Origin of the sequence: Bradyrhizobium sp. AZCC 2230 (genome assembly GCF_036924495.1) — a bacterium.
Lineage (GTDB): Bacteria > Pseudomonadota > Alphaproteobacteria > Rhizobiales > Xanthobacteraceae > Bradyrhizobium > Bradyrhizobium rifense.
The window spans coordinates 8,715,773-8,735,961 of sequence record NZ_JAZHRS010000001.1 but is presented as its reverse complement, the minus strand read 5'-3'; the positions used below and the strand labels follow the sequence as shown (position 1 = coordinate 8,735,961).

Below are 20,189 nucleotides of genomic sequence, written 5' to 3'. Positions count from 1 at the left end.
AAGCAATATTCGCCCTCACACCATCAACACCGTCTTGATCGCGCGGCGCTGACCATGGCCTTGGGCCGCAGAGGACGGTCGCCTTTATTGTTGTTCTCCGTTGATCGCGGACGCGCCATATTGCTCGTCGGTGACCTTTTCCATCCAATCGACGGGGTTGCCGTTGAGCGCTTCCTGGATGGCGATGTGGCTCATGGCCGTCGTTGGCACCGCCCCGTGCCAGTGTTTCTCACCAGGCCCGAACGACACCACGTCTCCCGGGCGGATGTCTTCGACGGGGCCGCCCCAACGCTGCACGCAGCCGCGGCCCGACGTCACGATGAGGGTTTGACCGAACGGATGGGTGTGCCACGCCGTACGGGCGCCGGGCTCGAAGGTGACGTGATTGCCGGCGACGCGAGACGGATCGGCGGCCGGAAACAGGGGATCGATACGGACCGTGCCGGTGAAGTACTCCGCCGGGGCGCGGGTTGACGGTTGGGAGCCTGCTTGCCGAATTTGCATCTGTTGTCTCCTTTGAGTTGCGTTACGGAGTGGCGCTCGCCGGCACGCACGCGGCGCATTGCGAGTCTGCTTCGGTCTTGCGACGCAGCGCTCCGATCAGAATGACGGTCGACGAGAGCGCGAGGACGACGGCGCTGAACAGGAACGTGGCGCGATAGCCGCTGCCGTCGAACAGCACGCCGCCGCCCGCAGCGCCCGCTGTGATGGCGAGCTGAACCACAGCGACCATCAGACCACCGCCCGCCTCCGCGTCGTCTGGCAGGGCGCTGCTGAGCCAGGTCCACCAGCCGACGGGCGCCGCGGTGCCGACGAAACCCCACAGGAATATCAGCGCCGTCGTGGCGCCAAGCGAGCTGCCAAACACCGTGAAGGCGACTGCCATCGCGGCCATTGCGAACGGCATGACCACGAGCAACGTGTAAAGACGTTGCCGTACGATCATCCCGATCAGCGACGTGCCGACGAGACCGGCCACGCCCATCACGAGCAGCAACGCCGAAATGGTCGTGACATCGACGCGCGTGATCGTTTCGAAGAACGGCCGCAGATAGGTGAACAGTGCGAACTGCCCGAGGAAGAACAGCGCTGCTGCGAGCATGCCATACGGCACCTCGGGGCGACGCAGGACCTTGAAGGCGGCTGCCGCGCTTGCACGCTCCTGGCTCGGCATCCTGGGCAGCGTGAGGAGTTGCCAGACAAAGGTCAACGCAGCGACGGGAACAACGCAGAAGAACGCGCCGCGCCAACCGATATACTGGCCGAGGAAGCTGCCGAGAGGCGCGGCAATCGTGGTGGCCAGAGCATTGCCGCCGTTGAGAACCGCAAGCGCGCGCGGCACGTCCTTGCCCGGCACGATGCGGATCATCGTAGCGGCAGACATCGACCAGAAGCCGCCGACGGCCATGCCGACCAGAGCGCGCCCGATCATGAAGACCGAATAGTTGGGCGTGAAGGCCACGACGACCCCGGAGACCAGCGTCACGCCCGTGAGCCACAGCAGCACGCTGCGCCGGTCGATCCCGCGCGTCGAAGCCGAGATGAAAAGACTGGTGAGGATGGCGAACAGGCCGGAGATGGAAATGGCTTGCCCGGCCTGCCCTTCGGTCAGTTGGAGACCGTCCGCGATCGGCGTGAGCAGGCTCACGGGCATCCACTCGGTTGCGACAAGCGTCGAGGCGCAAAGAGACACCGCGAAAACCGCGCTCCATGCGGCCGTCGGCTGCGCCGTTGTCTGATCTGTCGTGACGTCCATGGGGGTTCCGTATGTCGCAAAGCGCCCAAGCCCGGGGCTGTTCATGGCAACACATAGAGCCGCGCGCGGCGTTCGATTAGCCGATATAATTTGCTTGCATTAATCGATATGGGCCATGAATAGTGGCGGGCCATGGCAGCTCAGGATTTCAACGATCTGCTGGCCTTCGTGGCCGTCGCCCGCGAGCGCAGCTTTACCAAGGCCGCGGCGAAGCTGGGCGTCGTGCAGTCGACGCTCAGCCACACCATCAAGCGGCTGGAATCGCAGATGGGACTGCGGCTGCTGACGCGCACGACGCGAAGCGTCGGCCTGACCGAGGCAGGCGAGCGGCTGCAGCAATCGGTCGCACCGCGCATCGAAGAAATCGAGCGCGATATCGCCGCGCTGATGTCGTTGCGCGACACGCCGTCCGGCACCATCCGGATCACGCTCTCGGACCACGCGCTGGACAAGGTGGTCTGGCCGAAGCTGGCGCCGGTGCTGAAAAAGTACCCCGACGTCAAGGTCGAGTTCAGCCTCGACACGGCCTTCCGCAACATCGTCGAAGACGGCTTCGATGCCGGCATCCGCCTCGGCGAGAGCGTCGAGAAGGACATGATCGCGGTGCGCGTCGGCCCGGATTGGCGGCTGGTCGCTGTCGCCTCGCCTGCCTATCTGAAAGAGCATCCCAAACCGAAGCATCCGCAGGATCTTCTCGATCACGTCTGCATCAAGCGGCGTGCGGCGGCCGGCGGTCATTACGTATGGGAGTTCGCCCGGAATGGTCCTGACCTCAGGGTGCGCGTCGAAGGGCAACTGACCTTCAACGACTCCCGCGCCATGATCGAAGCCGCCGTCAAAGGCTTCGGCATCGCCTATCTTCCCGAAGACATGGTGACGCCGCACGTCCGGTCCGGCGAGCTTGTCATCGTGCTCGACGACTGGTCGCCGAAGTTCGACGGCTACTACATCTACTATCCGACCTCGCGGCAGAACTCGGCGGCGTTCAAGGTGATCGTCGATGCGCTGCGGCATCACGACGCGCGGAGAAAACGCGGCTAGCGCCGCTGCTATCCAACCGGCCCAGGCGTCCAATCGTCGCCGGACAGCGGCCTGACCGTGACGTCGGGAATCACTCCAAGCTCCATGCTCGGATCGAAATGGCGCATCGTCCGCTCATTGAGATCGATGATGCGACCGGGCCTGAGCGGCCCGACATCATTGATCTTGACGATGACCTTCTTGCCGACGGCCTCGACGAGCGCAAATTTCGGTCTCGCTCCGAACTGAACCCCGCCAAATTTCCGACGCAAGCTCGTCTTGATCGCGGCTGTCCACACCTCGGGATCATAACGCTCGCCGGAGGCTGTTCTCGGGCCGCCCTCCTCCTTGCCGGGCTTGAACGGATTATACGTGGATGCTGCGCCAGCGATCGCATCTCCACAGGCGGCATCGACGACGGTGCTTGAATGAACCCCGCTTGTTTCACTGCGGGCAACGGTAACGGACACGGCAAGCGTAACCAGGGCGCCGCAAATTGCGGCGCTCGAGCGGAACACCATCAGATCTCCTTTGATTTTTCGTGCGGTTCCCGATGCCGCAGAACTTGGCCAAGCGAACGCGTCAGCGTTTTCGCACTTGCGCCAGTCTCTTGCGGATTCGCGCCAACCCTTGAGCTGCGGAACCATTGCGAGAACCTGAGCGGTTCCCGCGTCGTGTTTTCGTTGTCGCCGTCTAAGACAGGGAATGAGTCAGCAACGTGACCTCTGGAGTCATTGGGTCTTGATCCCCGGAGTCTTACGCGCTCAGCGCGTGGGAGCCATTGCGTAACGCCCATGAAAACCGCAATGGCGCGGAACTTCAGGACATTTGCATGTCGTGGTTTTGCAACAGGGGGACTTTAGTCGCGACTCGTCAGGGCGTGAGACCTCTGCCTCATCGCGTCGTTTTCGAGATAGACGATCCCGTTCGGGGCCGCACCGTCGATGAATTCAGCGACAAAGGCGCGCCCAATATCGTCCTGCTCGATCGTGCCGAAGCGTCCGGGAACAAGACGCCCCAACCAGGCGACGTAACCCGGCGTGTGAACATTGCCCGCGATGATTCCGGGGCGAAACATCGCGAGGCGCTGGAAGCCAATATTTTGGACTGTCTCTTCCTTCAGGCCCATAATTCGCACATAGCGGATTCTGCTTTTCGCGGTGCTTCCCACAGCCGAGAGCAGCGAAAACCGCGTGATGCCGCCGGCATGACAACCGCGCGCAAAGCCGCCGACGACGCCGATTTCGAGGGCTGTCAGCTCCTCCTCGCTCCACTTCGTGCTGCCTTTGCCGACGCCGACACAGGACGCCCCGTAGACGGGATCACCTTGCGCAACCATGCCCTGCGCAAGCCTGGTCACTTCCGCCGGAAACTGAGGAGATGCCGTATCCAGGACCACCTGCCGCACGCGGGAACCAGCGTTGAGAGACGCCGATCTGCGATTGACCATCACGATTTCGGTGCACGACGGCTCCGCCGCCAGTGCACGCACCACCGCATCGCCGACCTGTCCGGTGCCGCCGATGATCAAGACGCGAAATGCCATTTTGAGCCTCTGTCGAAGATGCCGTAGCGCCTACCCTATCACCCCGCCGCGCTTGATCAGCTCCTTGCCGACGGCGGCAAGGTGGACCTGGTCCGGGCCATCACCGATGCGGATGAAGCGGGCATAGACATAGGCGCGGGCGAGGAAGGTGTCCTGCGAGACGCCGGCTGCGCCGTGGATCTGGATGGCGCGGTCGATGACGCGGGCGGCCATGCTGGGGACCACGATCTTGGCCGCGGCGATCAGATCGCGCGCGGCCTTGTTGCCTTCGCGGTCCATCTTGTCGGCGGCTTGCAGCGTGAGGAGCCGCGCCTGCGCGATCTCGCAGAAGGAGTGGGCGATGTCCTCGCGCACCGAGCCCTGTTCGGCGAGCGGCTTGCCGAAGGTCACGCGCGAGACCGACCGCTGGCACATCAATTCCAGCGCGCGCTGGGCGCAGCCGATCAGCCGCATGCAATGATGGATGCGGCCCGGGCCGAGCCGCCCTTGCGCGATCTCAAAGCCGCGGCCTTCGCCGAGCAGCATGTTCTCGGCGGGCACGCGGACATTCTCGTAGAAGATCTCGGGATGGCCGACCGGCGCGTCGTCATAGCCGTAGGTCAGCATGTCGCGGACGATGCGGACGCCGGGCGTATTCTTCGGCACCAGGATCATGGATTGCTGGCGATGACGGTCGGGATGGTCAGGCGCGGTCTTGCCCATCACGATCAGGATCTCGCAATCCTCGTTCATCGCGCCCGAAGTGAACCACTTGCGGCCGTTGATGACGTAGTCGTCGCCGTCGCGCGTGATCGCGCACTGGATGTTGGTGGCATCGCTGGAGGCGACCTGCGGCTCGGTCATCGAGAAGCCCGAGCGGATACGCCCTTCCAGCAGCGGCTTCAGCCAGCGCTCCTGTTGCGCCTTGGTGCCGTAGTTCGCCAGCACCTCCACGTTGCCGACATCGGGCGCCGAGCAGTTGAACACTTCGGGCGCCCAGAGAATGCGGCCCATGATCTCCTTCACAGGCGCATATTCGAGATTGGTCAGGCTTGGATTAGTAAGGTCTGGACCGTGCTCGCCTGACAGAAACAAATTCCAGAGCCCCTGCTCCCGCGCCAGCCGCTTCAGATCTTGCAAGACGACCGGCGTCTTGTAGCGCGCGGCCTCCGGTTTCACCTGCTCGTAATAGAGCTCCTCGACCGGCTCGACATGCGCCCGCATGAACTGGCGGACGCGCTCCTGCAGCTCCAGCGAACGGGCGGAGTGTTGAAAATCCATAGGGGTCTCCTTCTTCCCTTCTCCCCTTGCGGGAGAAGGTGGCGCGAAGCGCCGGATGAGGGGTTGCTTCAGCGAGCTCCGAAGCGAGAGGTTCACGCGCGGAGAGAAACCCCTCACCCGGCTTCGCTATCGCGAAGCCACCCTCTCCCACAAGGGGAGAGGGTACACCGTCTCCGTCGCTCGCTCATCCCCCTCACGTCCCGCGCAGCAGTTCGCTCGCCACGATCCAGTCGTTGCCGTCGAACTGGAGCATATAGCCGTCCTTGATCGGGCGAAAATCTTGCGGCGTGGTGTTGAGGGTGATGCCGGGCAGCAGCAGCGACAGCGGCACGCTCTTCAAGTTCGACGCCTGCGCCATGATGTTGTCGCGCGTCAGATTGTCCTTGCACTGCTTCAGAACCACCACCAGCGCCTCGGCGACCGTATAGCCGTAGAGCGCGGCGACGTTGTTGATATCGGCATTGGGCAGGCGCCGCTTCATGAAATCGATATAGGCCGACATTGCCGGATCATCCTTCGGCTCGGCCGTGAACGGCTTGAGCGAGCCGAGCGACAGCACGCCCTTGCCGGCATCGAGGCCCGCCGGCGCCATCACGGTCGCCTTGTTGGCACAACCGGAGGCGAGGAAGCGCGTCGGCTGCCAGCCGACCTCATAGGCCTTGCGGATTGCCTGCGCGCAGGCGCGCGGCGTCACCGAGTAGATCATGAAGACATCAGCCTTGGTGTTGGCGAGCGTCAGCACCTGGGAGTCGACGGTGGGATCGGTGACCTCGAAGCTCGAGGCCAGCGCGATTGCCTTGTCGGCGTCAGTGCCGAGCGCTTCCTTGACGCCGCGAAGATATTCCTTGCCGGCGTCGTCGTTCTGGTAGAGCACGGCGAAACGGGCATTCGGGTTCTTGGCGCGGGCGTAGGCGACGTCGATCGCGGCCTCGCTGGTGTAGTTCGGCGCCCAGGGCAGCGCCATCGACCACGGCATGTTGGCGGGATCGTTCCACTTCGAGGCCGAGCTGATCAAAAACAGCTGCGGCACCTTGTTGCTGTTGAGATATTTTGCGATCGCCGAGCTCGGCGCCGTGCCCATGGTCGCGAAGATGAAGGCGACGCCGTCGCCCTCGACCAGCCGGCGTGCCGCTTCCATGGTTTTCGGCGGCGAGAAGGCGTCGTCGAGCGAGAGCAGATTGAGCTTGCGGCCGTTGACGCCGCCCTTCTCGTTGATCTCTTCAAAATAGGCGGCGAGCACCCTCCCGGTGATGCCGAGCGGCGACGCCGGCCCGCTATAGGGCATGGTGTTGCCGATCTTGATCTCGGTGTCGGTGACCCCTGGACCGTAGGATTTCTGCGCGAAGGCAGGCGCGGACAGACAGGCGGCAGCCAGCGCTGCGGCCAGGACCAAAGCGGCTTTCATGGTTTCTCCCCGGAGCTTCATCGTCCGCGCGAGGCGACCACGCGGCGTGCTGCCTTTTGCCAGCACGTCAGATCAGCGGAGTTCCGCAAGATGGTCTTGCGTCGAGTTGCTGGTGGTCTAGCCGCGCCGCTTCAAGGCGAAGCCCAGGCTGATCCAGCCGGCGCCGGCCATGATCAGGTCGATGCCGAGGAACAGGCCGAGGATGTAGACGCTGTTGACCGGCCAGCGCGCCAGGATCAAGAGCCCGAGCAGCAGCGTGACGATGGCCGACAGCGCCACCCAGACCCACGGGCTTTCGCGCTTCATGCTGAAGGCGAGAAACAGCCGCACCGCGCCGGAGGCGAGCAGCGAGGCACCGAGGAACAGGGTCAGCAGCGCTGCTGCAAACAGCGGGTTCTCGAAGGTCAGGAAGCCCGCGATGATGTAGAGCACGCCGAGCAAGGCCCAGAGCACGAACTTGCCCCAGCTCTTCATCTGGAAGGCGCCGATCACCTCGGTGAACCCTGCGACGACCATCATCGCGCCGACCACGAGCACGCTCGCCACCGTGGCCATCACCATGCTGCCGAGCGCGATGAAGCCAGTGACGAGATAGACGACGCCAAGGGCGACGATCCAGCCCCATTTGGCGTGCAGCGCGGCGATGCCTGAGCCCAGGCCGAGGTTGGGAGACGTATCCGAAGCGCTTGTCATGACGGCACCTCCTGCATGTTAAGCCCCCAAGCACATCTCAGGATAGCACTGATAGCACCGGGACGACAGCCAGCAGATCAGGCCGGCGGCCACCAGCGTTGACGCAGATCAAGCGCGCGACCGCTCCATCTCGAGCTCGGCCTTGAGACTGTCGAGATCGCGATAAATTGAGGCGACCGCCAGCACACGGCCGTCCTTGCGATATCTGAGCAGGCAGTCCTTATCCCTGATGCTGCCGGCGATCGCGATGTCGTCAAAGCTCTCGGCGTGGCCGACATAGTTGATCGGGACGTCGTAATGCTGGCTCCAGAAAAACGGCACGGCGTCGAAGCGTTCGCGCTTGCCGAGCATGTTGCGCGCCGCGGTCTGGCCCTGCCGCTCGGCGACGACCCAGTGCTCGACGCGGATGTTTTGACCCGAATGCGGATCGGGCCAGCGCGCGATGTCGCCCGCCGCGAAGATGCCGGATGCGCTGGTTTCGAGATATTCGCTGACGCGGACGCCGCGATCGGCCGCAAGCCCTGCCTGCTCGGCGAGCGCGAGCCGCGGCCTGACGCCGATGCCGACCACGACGAGGTCGGCCTCGATCACGGCGCCGCTCTTCAGCGTCGCGCGATGACCCTCGAGCTTTTCCACGGTGTCCTTCAAGTGGAAATCGACGCCGTTCTCCTCGTGCAGCGCGCGGATGAAATCGCCCATCTCGGGGCCGAGCACCCTCTGCATCGGCCGCTCCTCCGGCGCGACCACGTGCACCTCGAGCTTGCGCGCCCGAAGCGACGCCGCGACCTCGAGGCCAATAAAACTGGCGCCGATCACCAGCACGCGCCTGGCGCTGCCGGCGGCCTTGATGATGGCACGGCTGTCGGCGACCGAGCGCAAGGTGTGGACATGGGACTGGTCGGCGCCGGGGATCTGGAGCTTGACGGGCTCAGCACCGGTCGCGAGCAGCAGGCGGTCGAACGACAGCCTGTCGCCATTGCCGAGCGTCACGCTGCGCGTCTTCGGATCGATCGCGGAGACGTTGGTGTTGAGCCGGAGATCGATGCCGGCGTCCTGATAATCGTCCTCGCCCCGCAGCGGCAGCCAGTCCTCCGGCGCGCTGCCGGCGAGATAATCCTTGGAGAGGTTTGGCCGGTCGACCGGCATCGCGCCGTCACTGCTGAGCATGGTGATGGCGCCGGCAAAGCCCTCGCGGCGAAGCGTCTCGGCCGCGGCGAAGCCGGCCGCACCGCCGCCGACAATGACGAATTTTTCGGGTGTCGGCGCGCTGCGATGAGCCGACGACGGTTTTGGTGCCTCGCGTTTTCGCGCAACGGTGATCTTGTCCCGATCGCGCGTGACGTCCCACACCGCCAAAGCGTTCAGCGCCGGCGGACGCGTCGCCTCGCCGGAGCGAAGCGAGAAGCAGGCGTGATGCCAGGGACAGCGGATGGTGTCGCCGACCACCAGCCCTTCGGCGAGCGGGCCGTGGTAGTGGCTGCAGGACGGCTCGATCGCAAAGATCTCGCTGCCGGCCTGCACGAGCAGGACGTCCTCCTCGCCGACATGACCGAGCAGCTTGCCGTCCTTGAACTCGGCGAGCGACACGCCCGTGGTCAGGTCGGGGCCGCTTGGCTTGTTGTCCTCGGTCATGGTCATCTCCCTGGCAGGATAACGCGCAGCTCAGGATTGGACGACGGCGACAGCGAAAAGTTCCTGCGAGCGCGAAAATCAGGCTTTTGCGGCCGCCTTGCGCACGTCGAGCACGGCCTGGGCCCACTCGGCGGGACGCTCCTGCGGCAGATTGTGACCGGCGCCGGCGAAGACGCGCCGCTCGAAAAAGCCCTCGAACTTGCGCGCGTGATGCGCAGTGCCGGAATTGACGCCGTCGCTGTCGCCGTCGATCGCAATCGTGGGAACGCGGACCGGCGGTTGCGCGGCAAGCTTCGCCTCGATCGCGGCATAGGCGGGATCGCCTTCGACCAGCGCATAGCGATGGCGATAGGAATGGATCACGACATCGACGAAATCAGGATTGTCGAACGCCGCCGCGCTCTTCTCGAAGGTCGCATCGTCGAAGGGCCATGTCGGCGACCACATCGCCCAGAGCTGGCGGGCGAAACCGCGGCGATTGTGCTCGAGCGCGCGGCGGCCGCGCTCGTTGTGGAAGAGATATTGATACCACAGCGCCGCTTCCTCCGGCGGCGAGGCCGGCTCCATGGAACGGGCGATGTTCTGGATGTTGTAGGAATTGCCGGAGACGAGCGCGACCACGCGCTCGGGATGCAGCACGGAGACGACGCAGGCCGCGCGCCCGCCCCAGTCATAGCCGCCGACGACGGCGCGCTGGATGCCGAGCGCATCCATGAAGGCGAGGAGATCGGCGCCGAGTGCCGCCTGCTCGCCGGACCGCAGCGTCGCAGGGGAGCGAAAACGCGTCGGCCCATAGCCGCGCAAATACGGCACCAGCACCCGCGCGCCCGCTTGCGCGATCAGCGGCGCGGCCTCGGCATAGGCGTTCACGTCATAGGGAAAGCCGTGGCCCATGATGCAGGGCCAGCCATCCGGCGCGCCGTAGTCGAGATAGGCGATGTCGAGGATGTCGGTCGTGGCGGATTTTTGTTGCATGGCTACAGCAATTCTCTGCGAACCAACTTCGTGCCGCGGCTCGCTGCCTGCCCTTATCTCTGCGGCCCGGACAGCGAGATCTCGCGTTCGGCGCGGAACACGTTGCTGTAGAGATTGGCAATCCACTGCCGGCCGATCTCGGTCTTGTTGAGATAGCCGATCTCGGTCTGGATGTGCGGTGCGACGCTATTCCAATAGAATTGTGGATAGCGGTTCACGATGTCGGCCGGCGAGTCGTAGCCGAGTTGGCGGTTCATCCCGACCTCCTCGAACTCGTAATAGAGTGCGTTGGCCTTGCGCAGATAGTTGGGATCGCCGAGCTGCCCGATGAAGTCGGCGGCGCGCAGGATCGATGCATCGACGTCATACTCCTGGCCTTCCCGGGCCGGGAAGCGCGTCCCCTCGATGGCGCGGGCGATGCGTTCAGGATCAAGCCCTGGAATGTGCCGCAACCGCCGCGTCACATAGAGCTTCGAGCGATCGACGTGATACGTCATCAAGCTGGCGTCCGATGCACCGCGCGGCAACGAGATCTTGGAATTGGCGGCGTCGATGATGAAGCCGTCGATGTCATCTTCCTCGAACAGGCCGCGCACATAGCCGATATCGTGGGCGAGACAGGCGATCATGACGTGGACGTAGTCCTCGGCCGTCAGGTGGGTATGGAGGCTTCGACCACTGAGGATGGAATGGCCCGCCAGCGTCACCAGCATCGTATGCTCGATGTTATGGTAAAGTGCATCGCTGTTGCCGATGCATTCCATCGCCGTGCGGGTTGCGCTCTCGACTATACTTGCAGTGGTCTCGTCATACCGACGCCGCATGAACGTACCCAGCAACTTCTCCAAGGATTCAGCCGCCAGTCGCGGTAACGTCATCATGGATGCAGCCCCGTCTGTCGGTGATGTCCCACGCAAGCTCCTGACGCCTCATACTCGCCCTCGACGCAGGCTCCAGCATAGCCCAATCTGGGGCGACTGGCCAAATCCGGCAACAAAAATACGTAAATATGATATTGCGCCGCCGCGCAGCATCACGGTTGCGGTTACGGTTCGGTGCACCCGGTGGCCAGGCCGCGCGGGCGCTCGCCAGCCCGGCCAATGGCCGACTGTTCATCTTGTGAGGAAGGACGGTGCGCGAGGTGGGCACCCACCGCGATCGGGCTAAGACGCCTGCACCGCGTTGCGGTCGGCGGCGTCAATTCCCTCGTGCGAAGCGCGCGAGCATCCCGTCGAACGCGACCTTGATCCTGCGGATGTACGGGTCCTTGTAAGGAAATTCCGGATTCTGGTCGTGCACCAGCATGGAGGCATTGACCTCGAACACGACCAGATGCCCGTCCCGGTCGAGACCGCAATCGATGCCGAAATAATCGAGACCGATGCGATCGCGAATGACTCGCAACGCCTCATAGTGGGCCGGCCCGAACACCTGCTCGGGCGCGCGCAGAAAACGCTCCTCCTCGTCCTGCATCCAGGCGTGATGCGCCATGTCGGTGGCATCGCGATGGAGCTTCCAGTCGTCTCCGATCGCCAGATGATAAGGCAGGATGTCCGCGCCGATGAACAAGAACCGGTATTTGCGAAAGAAGCCGTCGGCGGAGCGATAGTCGAGATAATCGATCACGTAGCGGTCATGGTCGGCGTGGGCCGCGAGGAACGCGATCAGCGCCGCGGCGTCATCGAGCTTCTCGAAGACGTCGCCGCCATGCATTCCGGCCTGACGCGCCAGCAGCGGAAAGACAAGCTTGAGGCCGTCGGGAAGCCCCTCGCCGGCCGCGACGCGGATCGTGCGCGGCACCCGGCAGCCCTCGACGTCGGCGAGTGCCAAAGCCGTGGCGTCGCGCGTGGTGTTCTGGATTTTTGCGGGATCGTTGACGACCGGCTTGCCAAGGCTGTGCGCGATCGCGGTGGCGAGCGGAAGCACCGCCGCGCCTTGATCGGCGTCGGAGACAAGGTTGACGACGACGTCCGCCTCGCGCGCGAGCAGCGCGAGATCCGGCTCGCTGCCGGGCAGCAGCGACAGGATGCTGGTCTGGTAGGCGCAATCCCTGAAGAGGAATTCGACCGGGGTATTGCCGACGAAGGGTGCAAACAACGCCAGCGCCCGAAACGCCGGCGGCGATTTGGTGGCTTGCCTGCGCAGGATCGGATGCACTTGCGCGGCGTGGGCGTAGGCGGCCTGTGCCGCTTCCTGCTCGCCCCGCACCTGACGGATCGCCCCGACCCAGTAAAAATTCTCGGCCTGTCCGGGCGCGAGCACCACGGCCTGCTCGAACTGCGCCACAGCCTCCTCGGTCTCGCCAAGCTCGAAGCAGACCTTGCCAAGCTGGCTGCGCAGGTCGGCATCCTCCGGCGTCTCCTCGAGCAATTCGAGCAGCAGCGTCTTCGCGATTACGAACTGCCGGGTTGCGACCAGCGCCTGGACCAGATTCGTACGCGACGGCCGGTGGCCCGGATTGCGCCGCAGCGCCTCCAGGTAAAGCGCAATCGCGTCCTGCGTCTGGCCGCTGCGCTGATGCACGATGCCGAGATTGCACCAGCAGGCAACGAGATGCGGCGCGATGCGCAAGGCCGCCTTGTAGTGCTCCCCCGCTGACGCGATGTCGTCGCAGAGCATGAAGGCATTGGCGAGAGCGGCATGAAGATCGGCAACACAATCGACCGCGACACCGATCGACGCCGTGGCCGCACGCGCGAGCCCGACCTGAAAGACGGCGATCGCGTGCCTGATTTCGCCACGCCGGTAGTGCTCGCGACCCGCGCGCAGCAAGTCAGCTAAGCTCGGCATGCCGGCGTCCGGCAGCGCGAGGGCCATCGAAGTCGCAGTCATGGAATCCCCGCCGGGAGCCTCGCCGAGGAGATCCGCAGCGTCGGCGTCAGCAATAATGTTGAGCCAAGATGTCGCCGGGTAGACTTAACAGAAGCTTAATGAACGGCTATTCGCCACATGATAGCAACAGACCGAAACAAATTCTTTGCATCGAGACGCGTTTATTCACAAAGCGGACACAGTGAAACTACGGTCACTCCACCAGTAGCACGTCCACGGCAACGCCAAGCTTCTGCTTCCGCGAGCCGACGATGATGCCGTCCACGGGGGACACATCGGAGAAGTCGCGGCCGACCGCCAGGACGATGTGATCGTTGGCGACCAAGAGATCGTTGGTCGGATCGAAGTCGATCCAGCCGAGCTCCGCCCCGCACCACAGCGACACCCAGGCGTGCGTCGCGTCCGCGCCCTGCAAGCGCGGCTGGCCCGCGGGCGGAATGGTGCGCAGATAACCGCTGACATAGGCGGCAGGCAAACCGAGCCCGCGCAGCCCCGCGATCATCACATGAGCAAAATCCTGGCAGACGCCGTGGCGCTGGTCGAAGACCTCGTTGAGCGGCGTCGAGATCACGGTGGCCTTGGGGTCGTAGCGAAACTCGGTGCGGATGCGATGCATGAGATCGACCGCGCCGGCGAGGATGCCCGCACCTGACGCAAAGCTCTCGGCCGCATAGGCACTGACGGGACGCAGCACCGGCACCAGCGGGCTGGCAAAGACATAGCCGACCGGTGAGGACGGCCCGAGGCTCGTCGCTTCAAACGCGATGTCGCGGATGCTCTCCCAGGACGGGCTGGCGGCGTCGCGCGCCGGTGGCTTCCGGGAGACCGAGACACGCGAGCGCGAATCGATGCGCAAATTGCGATGCGCGGCCTCGATCACGATGCTTTCGGTCAGCGTGCCGAAGAAATCGCGGCGGACGTTGCGCTCGGACGGACGCGGACGGATCTCGATCTTGTGCGAGATCAGCTCCTGGCCGTTGCCGTCCCTCGGCTCGAGCCGCAGCGTGCAGCGGGCGAAGCTGACCGGGCTCTCATATTCGTAGGTGGTGACGTGCCTTATGTCGTAGATCACGCCAGCCCCGTCAGCTTTTCCGGCCGGCTCGCATTGGTGCCGTGCGGGAAGTAGTGCAGCCCGATCGCCTCGGCGAGGCTGAGCAGATCCTGCTCCAGGGCGAACAGGGTCTTGACCTCGAGCTTCTCGGCTTCGGCGGTCGCGAGCATGGACTGCACCGCGACCGCAAGCCGCTGCGGCTGCTCGATCAGGCCGTGCTCCTTCAGGCTTGGTAGTGCCGCGATATGCTCGTTCAAGGTCGTCACCTGGAACGCCACCGAACGCGGATTGTAGGGATCGAGCACGGCAAGGTCGCGCACCGGCGCCAGGATCGGCGCCAGCAGATAGCGCGAGCGATAGGTGATCTGGGAATCGACCAGCGTCAGCAGGATATCGAGGTCCTCGTCGCCCGCCTCGTCATAAGCGAACTGTCGCGCAAAACGTGCCGTGTTGATGGCCCGCTCGGTGCGGCGGCCGACATCGAGGAAGCGCCAGCCGGCGGCGCGATTCATGTTCTCCTGCGCAAGGCCTGCAAAGCTCGCAAGCTCCTGCAAGGTCAGCTCGGCCGCGCTCAACACACTGTCGTCGTCCTCGACCTCGTAGGAGAGCCGATCGGCCATCTCGGTGATGACCTGCCAGGCGTCGGGCGACAGCCGCTCGCGCAAGGAGGTCGCGGTGCGCTGCGCCGAGCGCACCAGCGACAGCGCCGAACCGAAACGCTCCGGGCTCTGCAGGGCTTCGGCGACGATGCGCCCCGGTGCCGCGCGCGAGGTCTGCGAGATCGCGCCCCAGGTCACCAGCAGGCGCTGGATCCGCTCGGCCGATTGCAGCGAGGCCGCGGTGCCCTTGTTGGGCCCGCTCGGCGAGCCCAGCGCACGCACCAGCCGAAGCGTCGCTTCGGCGCGTTCGAGATAGCGGCCGAGCCAGAACAGATTGTCGGCGGCGCGGCTCGGCAGCACGCCGGCGATGCGACGAATGCGAACCTTGTCAGTCGCCGGCAGCAGCGACGCGGTCGAGACCTTCTTCTCCGAGACCACCCAGACGTCGGCGGCACGGGCGCCGTCGCCCATCGACACCGCGCGCGCATCCGCCTGCTCGGCGATTCGGCAGAACCCGCCGGGCATGATGGCCCAGCCCTCGGGCGTTGCGGCAGCGAACACGCGGAGCACGAAAGGACGCGGCGTGATCTGCCCCTGCTCCCACACCGGCATGGTGGACAGGCGCACCACCTCCTGGCCGACATAGTCCATGCCGCGCGCGCCGATGGCATCGGTCAGGCGCTGGCGTCCGGCGGCGTCGAGCTCGCTCGCGAGCACCGGGCCGTTGCGCTCGAAGCCGGGTACGCCGCGCCGATAGGCGCCTTCGACCGCGACCTGGTCGAGCCGCGACAGCACCTCGTCGCGCGCCGACTTCTGCCCGCACCACCAGGTCGCGATGTGCGGCATCTTCAGCTCTTCGCCAAGCAGGCGACGGCTGAGCGCCGGCAGGAAGCCGAGCAGCGCCCTCGCCTCCAGCACGCCCGAGCCCGGCATGTTGGCGACGACGACGCCGTCCTTGCGCAGCACGTCGATCAGGCCCGGCACGCCGAGATGCGAGGAGGCGTCGAGCTCGAGCGGATCGAGCGAGTTGGAATCGACGCGACGCAGCAGAACGTCGAGCCGCTTCAATCCTGCGACCGTGCGGATGTGGACGCGATTGTCGCTGACGGCGAGATCGTCACCCTCGACCAGGAGGAAGCCGAGATAGCGCGCCAACGTCGCGTGCTCGAAATAGGTCTCGCTGAAACTGCCGGGCGAGAGCACGCCGATCCGCGGCTCGTCGCGATCGGCGCGCGCGCGAAGCGAGTCGCGAAACGCCTCGAAGAACGGCGCGACGCGCGGCACGTTCATCGACTTGTAGAGATCGGAGAAGGCACGCGACAGCACCAGGCGATTTTCGAGCGCATAACCCGCGCCTGACGGCGCCTGCGTGCGATCGCCGAGCACCCACCAGCGGCCGTCGGGCCCGCGGCCGACATCGGCGGCATAGAGCGAGAGGTAGCGCCCGCCCGGCGGCGGCACACCGCAGACGGGACGCAGATATTCGGGGCTGCCGGCGATCGCACCCGCAGGCAGCGCGCCTTCCGCGACCAGCCGGCCCTCGCCATAGATGTCGCGCAGCACGAGCTCCAAAAGCTCGGCGCGCTGGGTGATACCGGCGGAGAGCTGCTTCCAGTCGGCCTCGTCGATCAGCAGCGGCAGATGGCTGAGCGACCACGGCCGGTCGGCGGTGTCGCCGGGGGCGCGGTAGGTAACGCCGGCCTCGCGGAGGTGACGGTCGGCCATGCCGAAGCGCCGCTCGACCTCGTCAGGCGCGAGGGCGCCGAAGGCATCGAAGAATCGGCTCCAGACCGCGCGCGGGGCACCGTCAGGCCCCAGAAACTCGTCGGGGATGCCGGGCAGGCGGCGATAGTCGCGGACCCATTGCGCGAGCCGGCGCTGGCCTTCGCGCTGGCTTTCGCGTTGTCCTGGCGCCTTACCCGCCTTGTCCTGTTCGGCTGCGCCCTCGCCCATGCGCCTCTCCCTGCCCCTCCATCATACTCATTGCAGGAGCGGTGTCCGCAAGTCGAGGGTCAGCGGGAATTCATTTGTGCGTTCCTCGGGCGGCGGCTGCATGGGACCTGGGGTATGGCCGTGGTCCTGGAAGCGCGCCAGCCGCCGCGCCTCGGCCTCGTAGGTGTTGACCGGCTTGGTGTCGTAGCTGCGGCCGCCGGGATGGGCGACGTGGTAGACGCAGCCGCCGAGCGAGCGGCCATTCCAGGTATCGATCAGGTCGAAGGTCAAGGGCGCATGGACCGGAATGGTCGGGTGCAGGCCGGAGGCCGGCTGCCAGGCCTTGAAACGGACGCCGGCCACGGCTTCTCCCGAGCGTCCGGTCGACGTCATCGGCAGGCGGCGGCCGTTGCAGGTGACGACGTGGCGCCCCTCGATGAAACCTTCGGCCTTGACCTGGAGCCGTTCGACCGACGAGTCGACATAGCGCACGGTGCCGCCGGCCGAGCCCTCCTCGCCGAGCACATGCCAGGGCTCCAATGCCTGGCGCAGCTCCAGCGTCACGCCGCCATGATGGATGCGGCCAAAGGCGGGGAAGCGGAATTCGAGCTGGGCCAGATACCATTCCGGCTCGAACGGATAGCCGGAGCTCTTGAGCTCGGACAGCACGTCCTGAAAATCTTCCCAGATGAAATGCGGCAGCATGAAGCGATCATGCAGCGCGGTGCCCCAGCGCACGAACTTGCCATGTTGCGGCTCACGCCAGAACTTTGCGATCAGCGCGCGGATCAGGAGCTGCTGCGCCAGCGACATGCGCGGATCCGGCGGCATTTCGAGCGCGCGGAATTCGACGAGACCGAGCCGGCCGGTGGGACCATCCGGCGAATAGAGCTTGTCGATGCAGATCTCGGCGCGATGGGTGTTGCCGGTGATGTCGACGAGCAGATGCCGGAACAGCCGGTCGACCAACCACAGCGGCGTCTGGTAGCCCGGCGGCGGCACGTGCGAGAGCGCAATCTCGAGCTCGTAGATGCTGTCGTGGCGGGCCTCGTCGATGCGCGGCGCCTGGCTGGTCGGGCCGATGAAGAGGCCGGAGAAGAAATAGGACAGCGACGGATGCCGCTGCCAGTACAGCACCAGGCTCTTCAAAAGATCAGGCCGGCGCAGGAACGGCGAATCCGGCGGGCTTGAGCCGCCGACCACGACGTGATTGCCGCCGCCGGTGCCGGTGTGGCGGCCGTCGACCAGGAAGCGGTTCGCGCCGAGGCGTATCTTGCCGGCATCCTCATAGAGCCCGACGGTGATGTCGACCGCCTCGCGCCAATTCTTTGCCGGCTGAACGTTGACCTCGATGACGCCGGGGTCAGGCGTCACCTTGATGACCTCGATGCGCGGATCGAATGGCGGCGCATAACCCTCGACATGGACCTGGAGCTGCATCTCCTCGGCGGTGGCTTCGACCGCCGCGATCATCTCGAGATAATCCTCGATGCGCTCGACCGGCGGCATGAAGGCGCAGATCACGCCGTCGCGGACTTCGATCGACAGCGCCGTGCGGACCGGAATAGACGTATTGAGCTTCTCGGGCGCGACCCGCGACGGCTGCGCCTTCGGGCGCTCCGGGAGCGTGAACACCGGCAGCTTGCCGCGCGCCTCCATCGGGTCCTGCTCGACGATGTAGGGATATTCACCGGGCGGGACGTAGCCGAGCGAGCCGATCGGCAAGCGCAGGCCGAGAGGGGAATCGCCCGGCATCAGGAACAAATGATTGCGCCGGAGTTGCCAGCGCTCGCTGCGCCAGCGCGGCGGCGCGTTCCAGCGCTGCACCGGCAGCACAAAACCGCGTGGCTTGCGAAGGCCCTCATCGAACACCCGCGCCATGCGCGCGCGCTCCTCCGGATTGGACAATTTGGAATCGGAGGGATCGACGTTGACGGGAAGCTCGGCCTCCTTGAGCAGCCAGTAGGCGGTATCCTCATAGGCCGGAATGATGTAGCCGGGATCGAGTCCGAGCCGCGCCGCCGTGCCCTCCATGAAGTCTTCGGCGTCCTCGGTCACGGCGCGCTTGGGATTCTCGATCTTGGCGATGAGGTCGCCATTCTTCCAGATCGGCACGCCGTCCTTGCGCCAGTACAGACCGAACGCCCAGCGCGGCAGGCTCTCGCCTGGATACCATTTGCCCTGGCCGTAATGCAGCAGACCGCCCGGCGCGAAGCGATCGCGCAGGCGGCGGATCAGATCGTCGCCAAGCGCGCGCTTGGTCGGGCCCACCGCTTCCGTATTCCACTCCGCCGCTTCGAGATCGTCGACCGAGACGAAGGTCGGCTCGCCGCCCATGGTGAGCCGCACGTCCTGCGCGGCAAGATCGCCATCAACCTGCTCGCCGAGATCGTTGAGCCGCGTCCAGGAATCGTCGGAGAACGGCTTTGTGATGCGCGGCGCCTCGCGGATGCGCCGGACGCTCATGTCGAAAGAGAACTCGACTTCGGCAAAACCGGCACCGCCGGAGATCGGGGCGGCCGAACGATAATGCGGCGTGGCGGCAACCGGGATATGCCCCTCGCCCGCGAGCATGCCGGACGTTGCGTCGAACCCGATCCAGCCAGCACCCGGCAGATAGACCTCGGCCCAGGCGTGCAGATCGGTGAAGTCGTTCTCCACCTCCGGCGGCCCCTCGATCGGATCGATGTCGGGGCGGATCTGGATCAGGTAGCCGGACACGAAGCGCGCGGCGAGGCCGAGATGGCGGAAGGTCTGGATCAGGAGCCAGGCGGAGTCGCGGCACGAACCGGCGCTGGAGGTGAGCGTCTCCTCCGGCGTCTGCACGCCGGGTTCCATGCGGATGACATAGTTGATCTTCTGCTGCAACTCGCGATTGAGATCGACCAGGAAGTTGACCGTGTTCGGCGCTTCGCGCGGGATCGAGGCGAGATATTTCGCGAAGGCGGGATCGGGCTTGATGGTCTCGAGATACGGCGCCAGCTCGGCCTTGAGGTCTTTCGGGTATTCGAACGGAAAGCTGTCGGCATAAGGCTCGACGAAGAAGTCGAACGGATTGACCGTCGTCATCTGTGCCGTGAAATCGACTTCGATCTTCAGCTCGGTCGTCTTCTCCGGGAAGACGTAACGCGCAATCCAGTTACCTAACGGATCCTGCTGCCAGTTCACGAAGTGATTGGCCGGGGTGACCTTGAGCGAATAGCTCAGGATCGGCGTGCGCGTATGCGGCGCCGGCCGCAGGCGGATGGTCTGCGGTCCCAGATCGATCGGGCGGTCGTATTTGTAGTGCGTGACGTGGTGCAATGCGACGTAGATCGACACGGGGTGCGGTACTCCAGCAGCTTTTTTGAGCAGAACACCGCTGGTGACCTCGATCAAGCATTAACAACGGGCAAAGGGTGCCTACGGCACGGGCGAGGAGCCCAATGAAGCGGCGAGGTCCGGACCGGTGGTGGAGCGGACTTGATAAAGCAAATTCAACGCGAGTT

At 65.1% G+C, this 20,189-nt stretch carries 15 protein-coding genes; 1 reads left to right on the top strand and 14 read right to left on the bottom strand.

Features of this window, described 5'->3' with window-relative positions; all coding sequences use genetic code 11:
- Positions 1-84: 84 nt before the first annotated feature.
- Both V1280_RS41555 and V1280_RS41550 read right to left on the bottom strand, forming a co-directional pair.
- Positions 85-504 (bottom strand): (R)-mandelonitrile lyase, encoded by a 420-nt coding sequence (locus V1280_RS41555; protein WP_334536599.1) that lies wholly within the window; start codon positions 502-504, stop codon positions 85-87.
- Positions 505-526: 22 nt separating this feature from the next.
- On the bottom strand, positions 527-1,756 hold the full coding sequence (locus V1280_RS41550) for an MFS transporter (protein WP_334536598.1): 1,230 nt from the start codon (positions 1,754-1,756) through the stop codon (positions 527-529).
- A 132-nt stretch (positions 1,757-1,888) separates the two neighbouring features.
- Between V1280_RS41550 and V1280_RS41545 the strand changes: the two genes are divergently transcribed.
- Positions 1,889-2,797 carry a LysR family transcriptional regulator gene (locus V1280_RS41545; RefSeq protein ID WP_334536596.1) on the top strand — a complete coding sequence of 303 codons (909 nt, stop codon included), beginning with the start codon at positions 1,889-1,891 and terminating at the stop codon, positions 2,795-2,797.
- A gap of 8 nt (positions 2,798-2,805) precedes the next feature.
- Here the strand turns inward: V1280_RS41545 and V1280_RS41540 are convergent, their stop codons facing one another.
- The 12 genes from V1280_RS41540 to V1280_RS41485 form a co-directional block, all read right to left on the bottom strand.
- Positions 2,806-3,423 carry a septal ring lytic transglycosylase RlpA family protein gene (locus V1280_RS41540; protein ID WP_334536594.1) on the bottom strand — a complete coding sequence of 206 codons (618 nt, stop codon included), beginning with the start codon at positions 3,421-3,423 and terminating at the stop codon, positions 2,806-2,808.
- A gap of 212 nt (positions 3,424-3,635) precedes the next feature.
- Positions 3,636-4,307 (bottom strand): hypothetical protein, encoded by a 672-nt coding sequence (locus V1280_RS41535; RefSeq protein ID WP_334536592.1) that lies wholly within the window; start codon positions 4,305-4,307, stop codon positions 3,636-3,638.
- Between the two features lie 45 nt (positions 4,308-4,352).
- Positions 4,353-5,582 (bottom strand): acyl-CoA dehydrogenase family protein, encoded by a 1,230-nt coding sequence (locus V1280_RS41530; RefSeq protein ID WP_334536590.1) that lies wholly within the window; start codon positions 5,580-5,582, stop codon positions 4,353-4,355.
- Positions 5,583-5,775: 193 nt separating this feature from the next.
- Positions 5,776-6,987, bottom strand: a complete 1,212-nt coding sequence (locus V1280_RS41525) for an ABC transporter substrate-binding protein (RefSeq protein ID WP_334536588.1) — start codon at positions 6,985-6,987, stop codon at positions 5,776-5,778.
- Between the two features lie 117 nt (positions 6,988-7,104).
- Positions 7,105-7,680, bottom strand: a complete 576-nt coding sequence (locus V1280_RS41520; RefSeq protein WP_334536586.1) for an HdeD family acid-resistance protein — start codon at positions 7,678-7,680, stop codon at positions 7,105-7,107.
- 108 nt (positions 7,681-7,788) lie between these two features.
- Positions 7,789-9,312, bottom strand: a complete 1,524-nt coding sequence (locus V1280_RS41515; RefSeq protein ID WP_334536584.1) for an FAD-dependent oxidoreductase — start codon at positions 9,310-9,312, stop codon at positions 7,789-7,791.
- Positions 9,313-9,390: 78 nt separating this feature from the next.
- Positions 9,391-10,287, bottom strand: coding sequence for an alpha/beta fold hydrolase (locus tag V1280_RS41510; protein WP_334536583.1), 897 nt, complete (start codon positions 10,285-10,287; stop codon positions 9,391-9,393).
- A 53-nt stretch (positions 10,288-10,340) separates the two neighbouring features.
- Entirely contained in the window at positions 10,341-11,168 is an 828-nt protein-coding gene (locus V1280_RS41505; protein ID WP_148774481.1) for a 3',5'-cyclic nucleotide phosphodiesterase, read from the bottom strand.
- 316 nt (positions 11,169-11,484) lie between these two features.
- Positions 11,485-13,119, bottom strand: a complete 1,635-nt coding sequence (locus V1280_RS41500; RefSeq protein ID WP_334536579.1) for a tetratricopeptide repeat protein — start codon at positions 13,117-13,119, stop codon at positions 11,485-11,487.
- Positions 13,120-13,312: 193 nt separating this feature from the next.
- Positions 13,313-14,191, bottom strand: a complete 879-nt coding sequence (locus tag V1280_RS41495; RefSeq protein WP_334536577.1) for a transglutaminase family protein — start codon at positions 14,189-14,191, stop codon at positions 13,313-13,315.
- Positions 14,188-16,722, bottom strand: coding sequence for a circularly permuted type 2 ATP-grasp protein (locus V1280_RS41490; RefSeq protein WP_334536575.1), 2,535 nt, complete (start codon positions 16,720-16,722; stop codon positions 14,188-14,190). The genes V1280_RS41495 and V1280_RS41490 overlap by 4 nt, the downstream gene beginning before the upstream one ends.
- Positions 16,723-16,749: 27 nt before the next feature.
- Complete coding sequence (locus V1280_RS41485) at positions 16,750-20,022, bottom strand: transglutaminase family protein (protein ID WP_334536574.1); 3,273 nt, start codon at positions 20,020-20,022, stop codon at positions 16,750-16,752.
- Positions 20,023-20,189 lie beyond the last annotated feature (167 nt).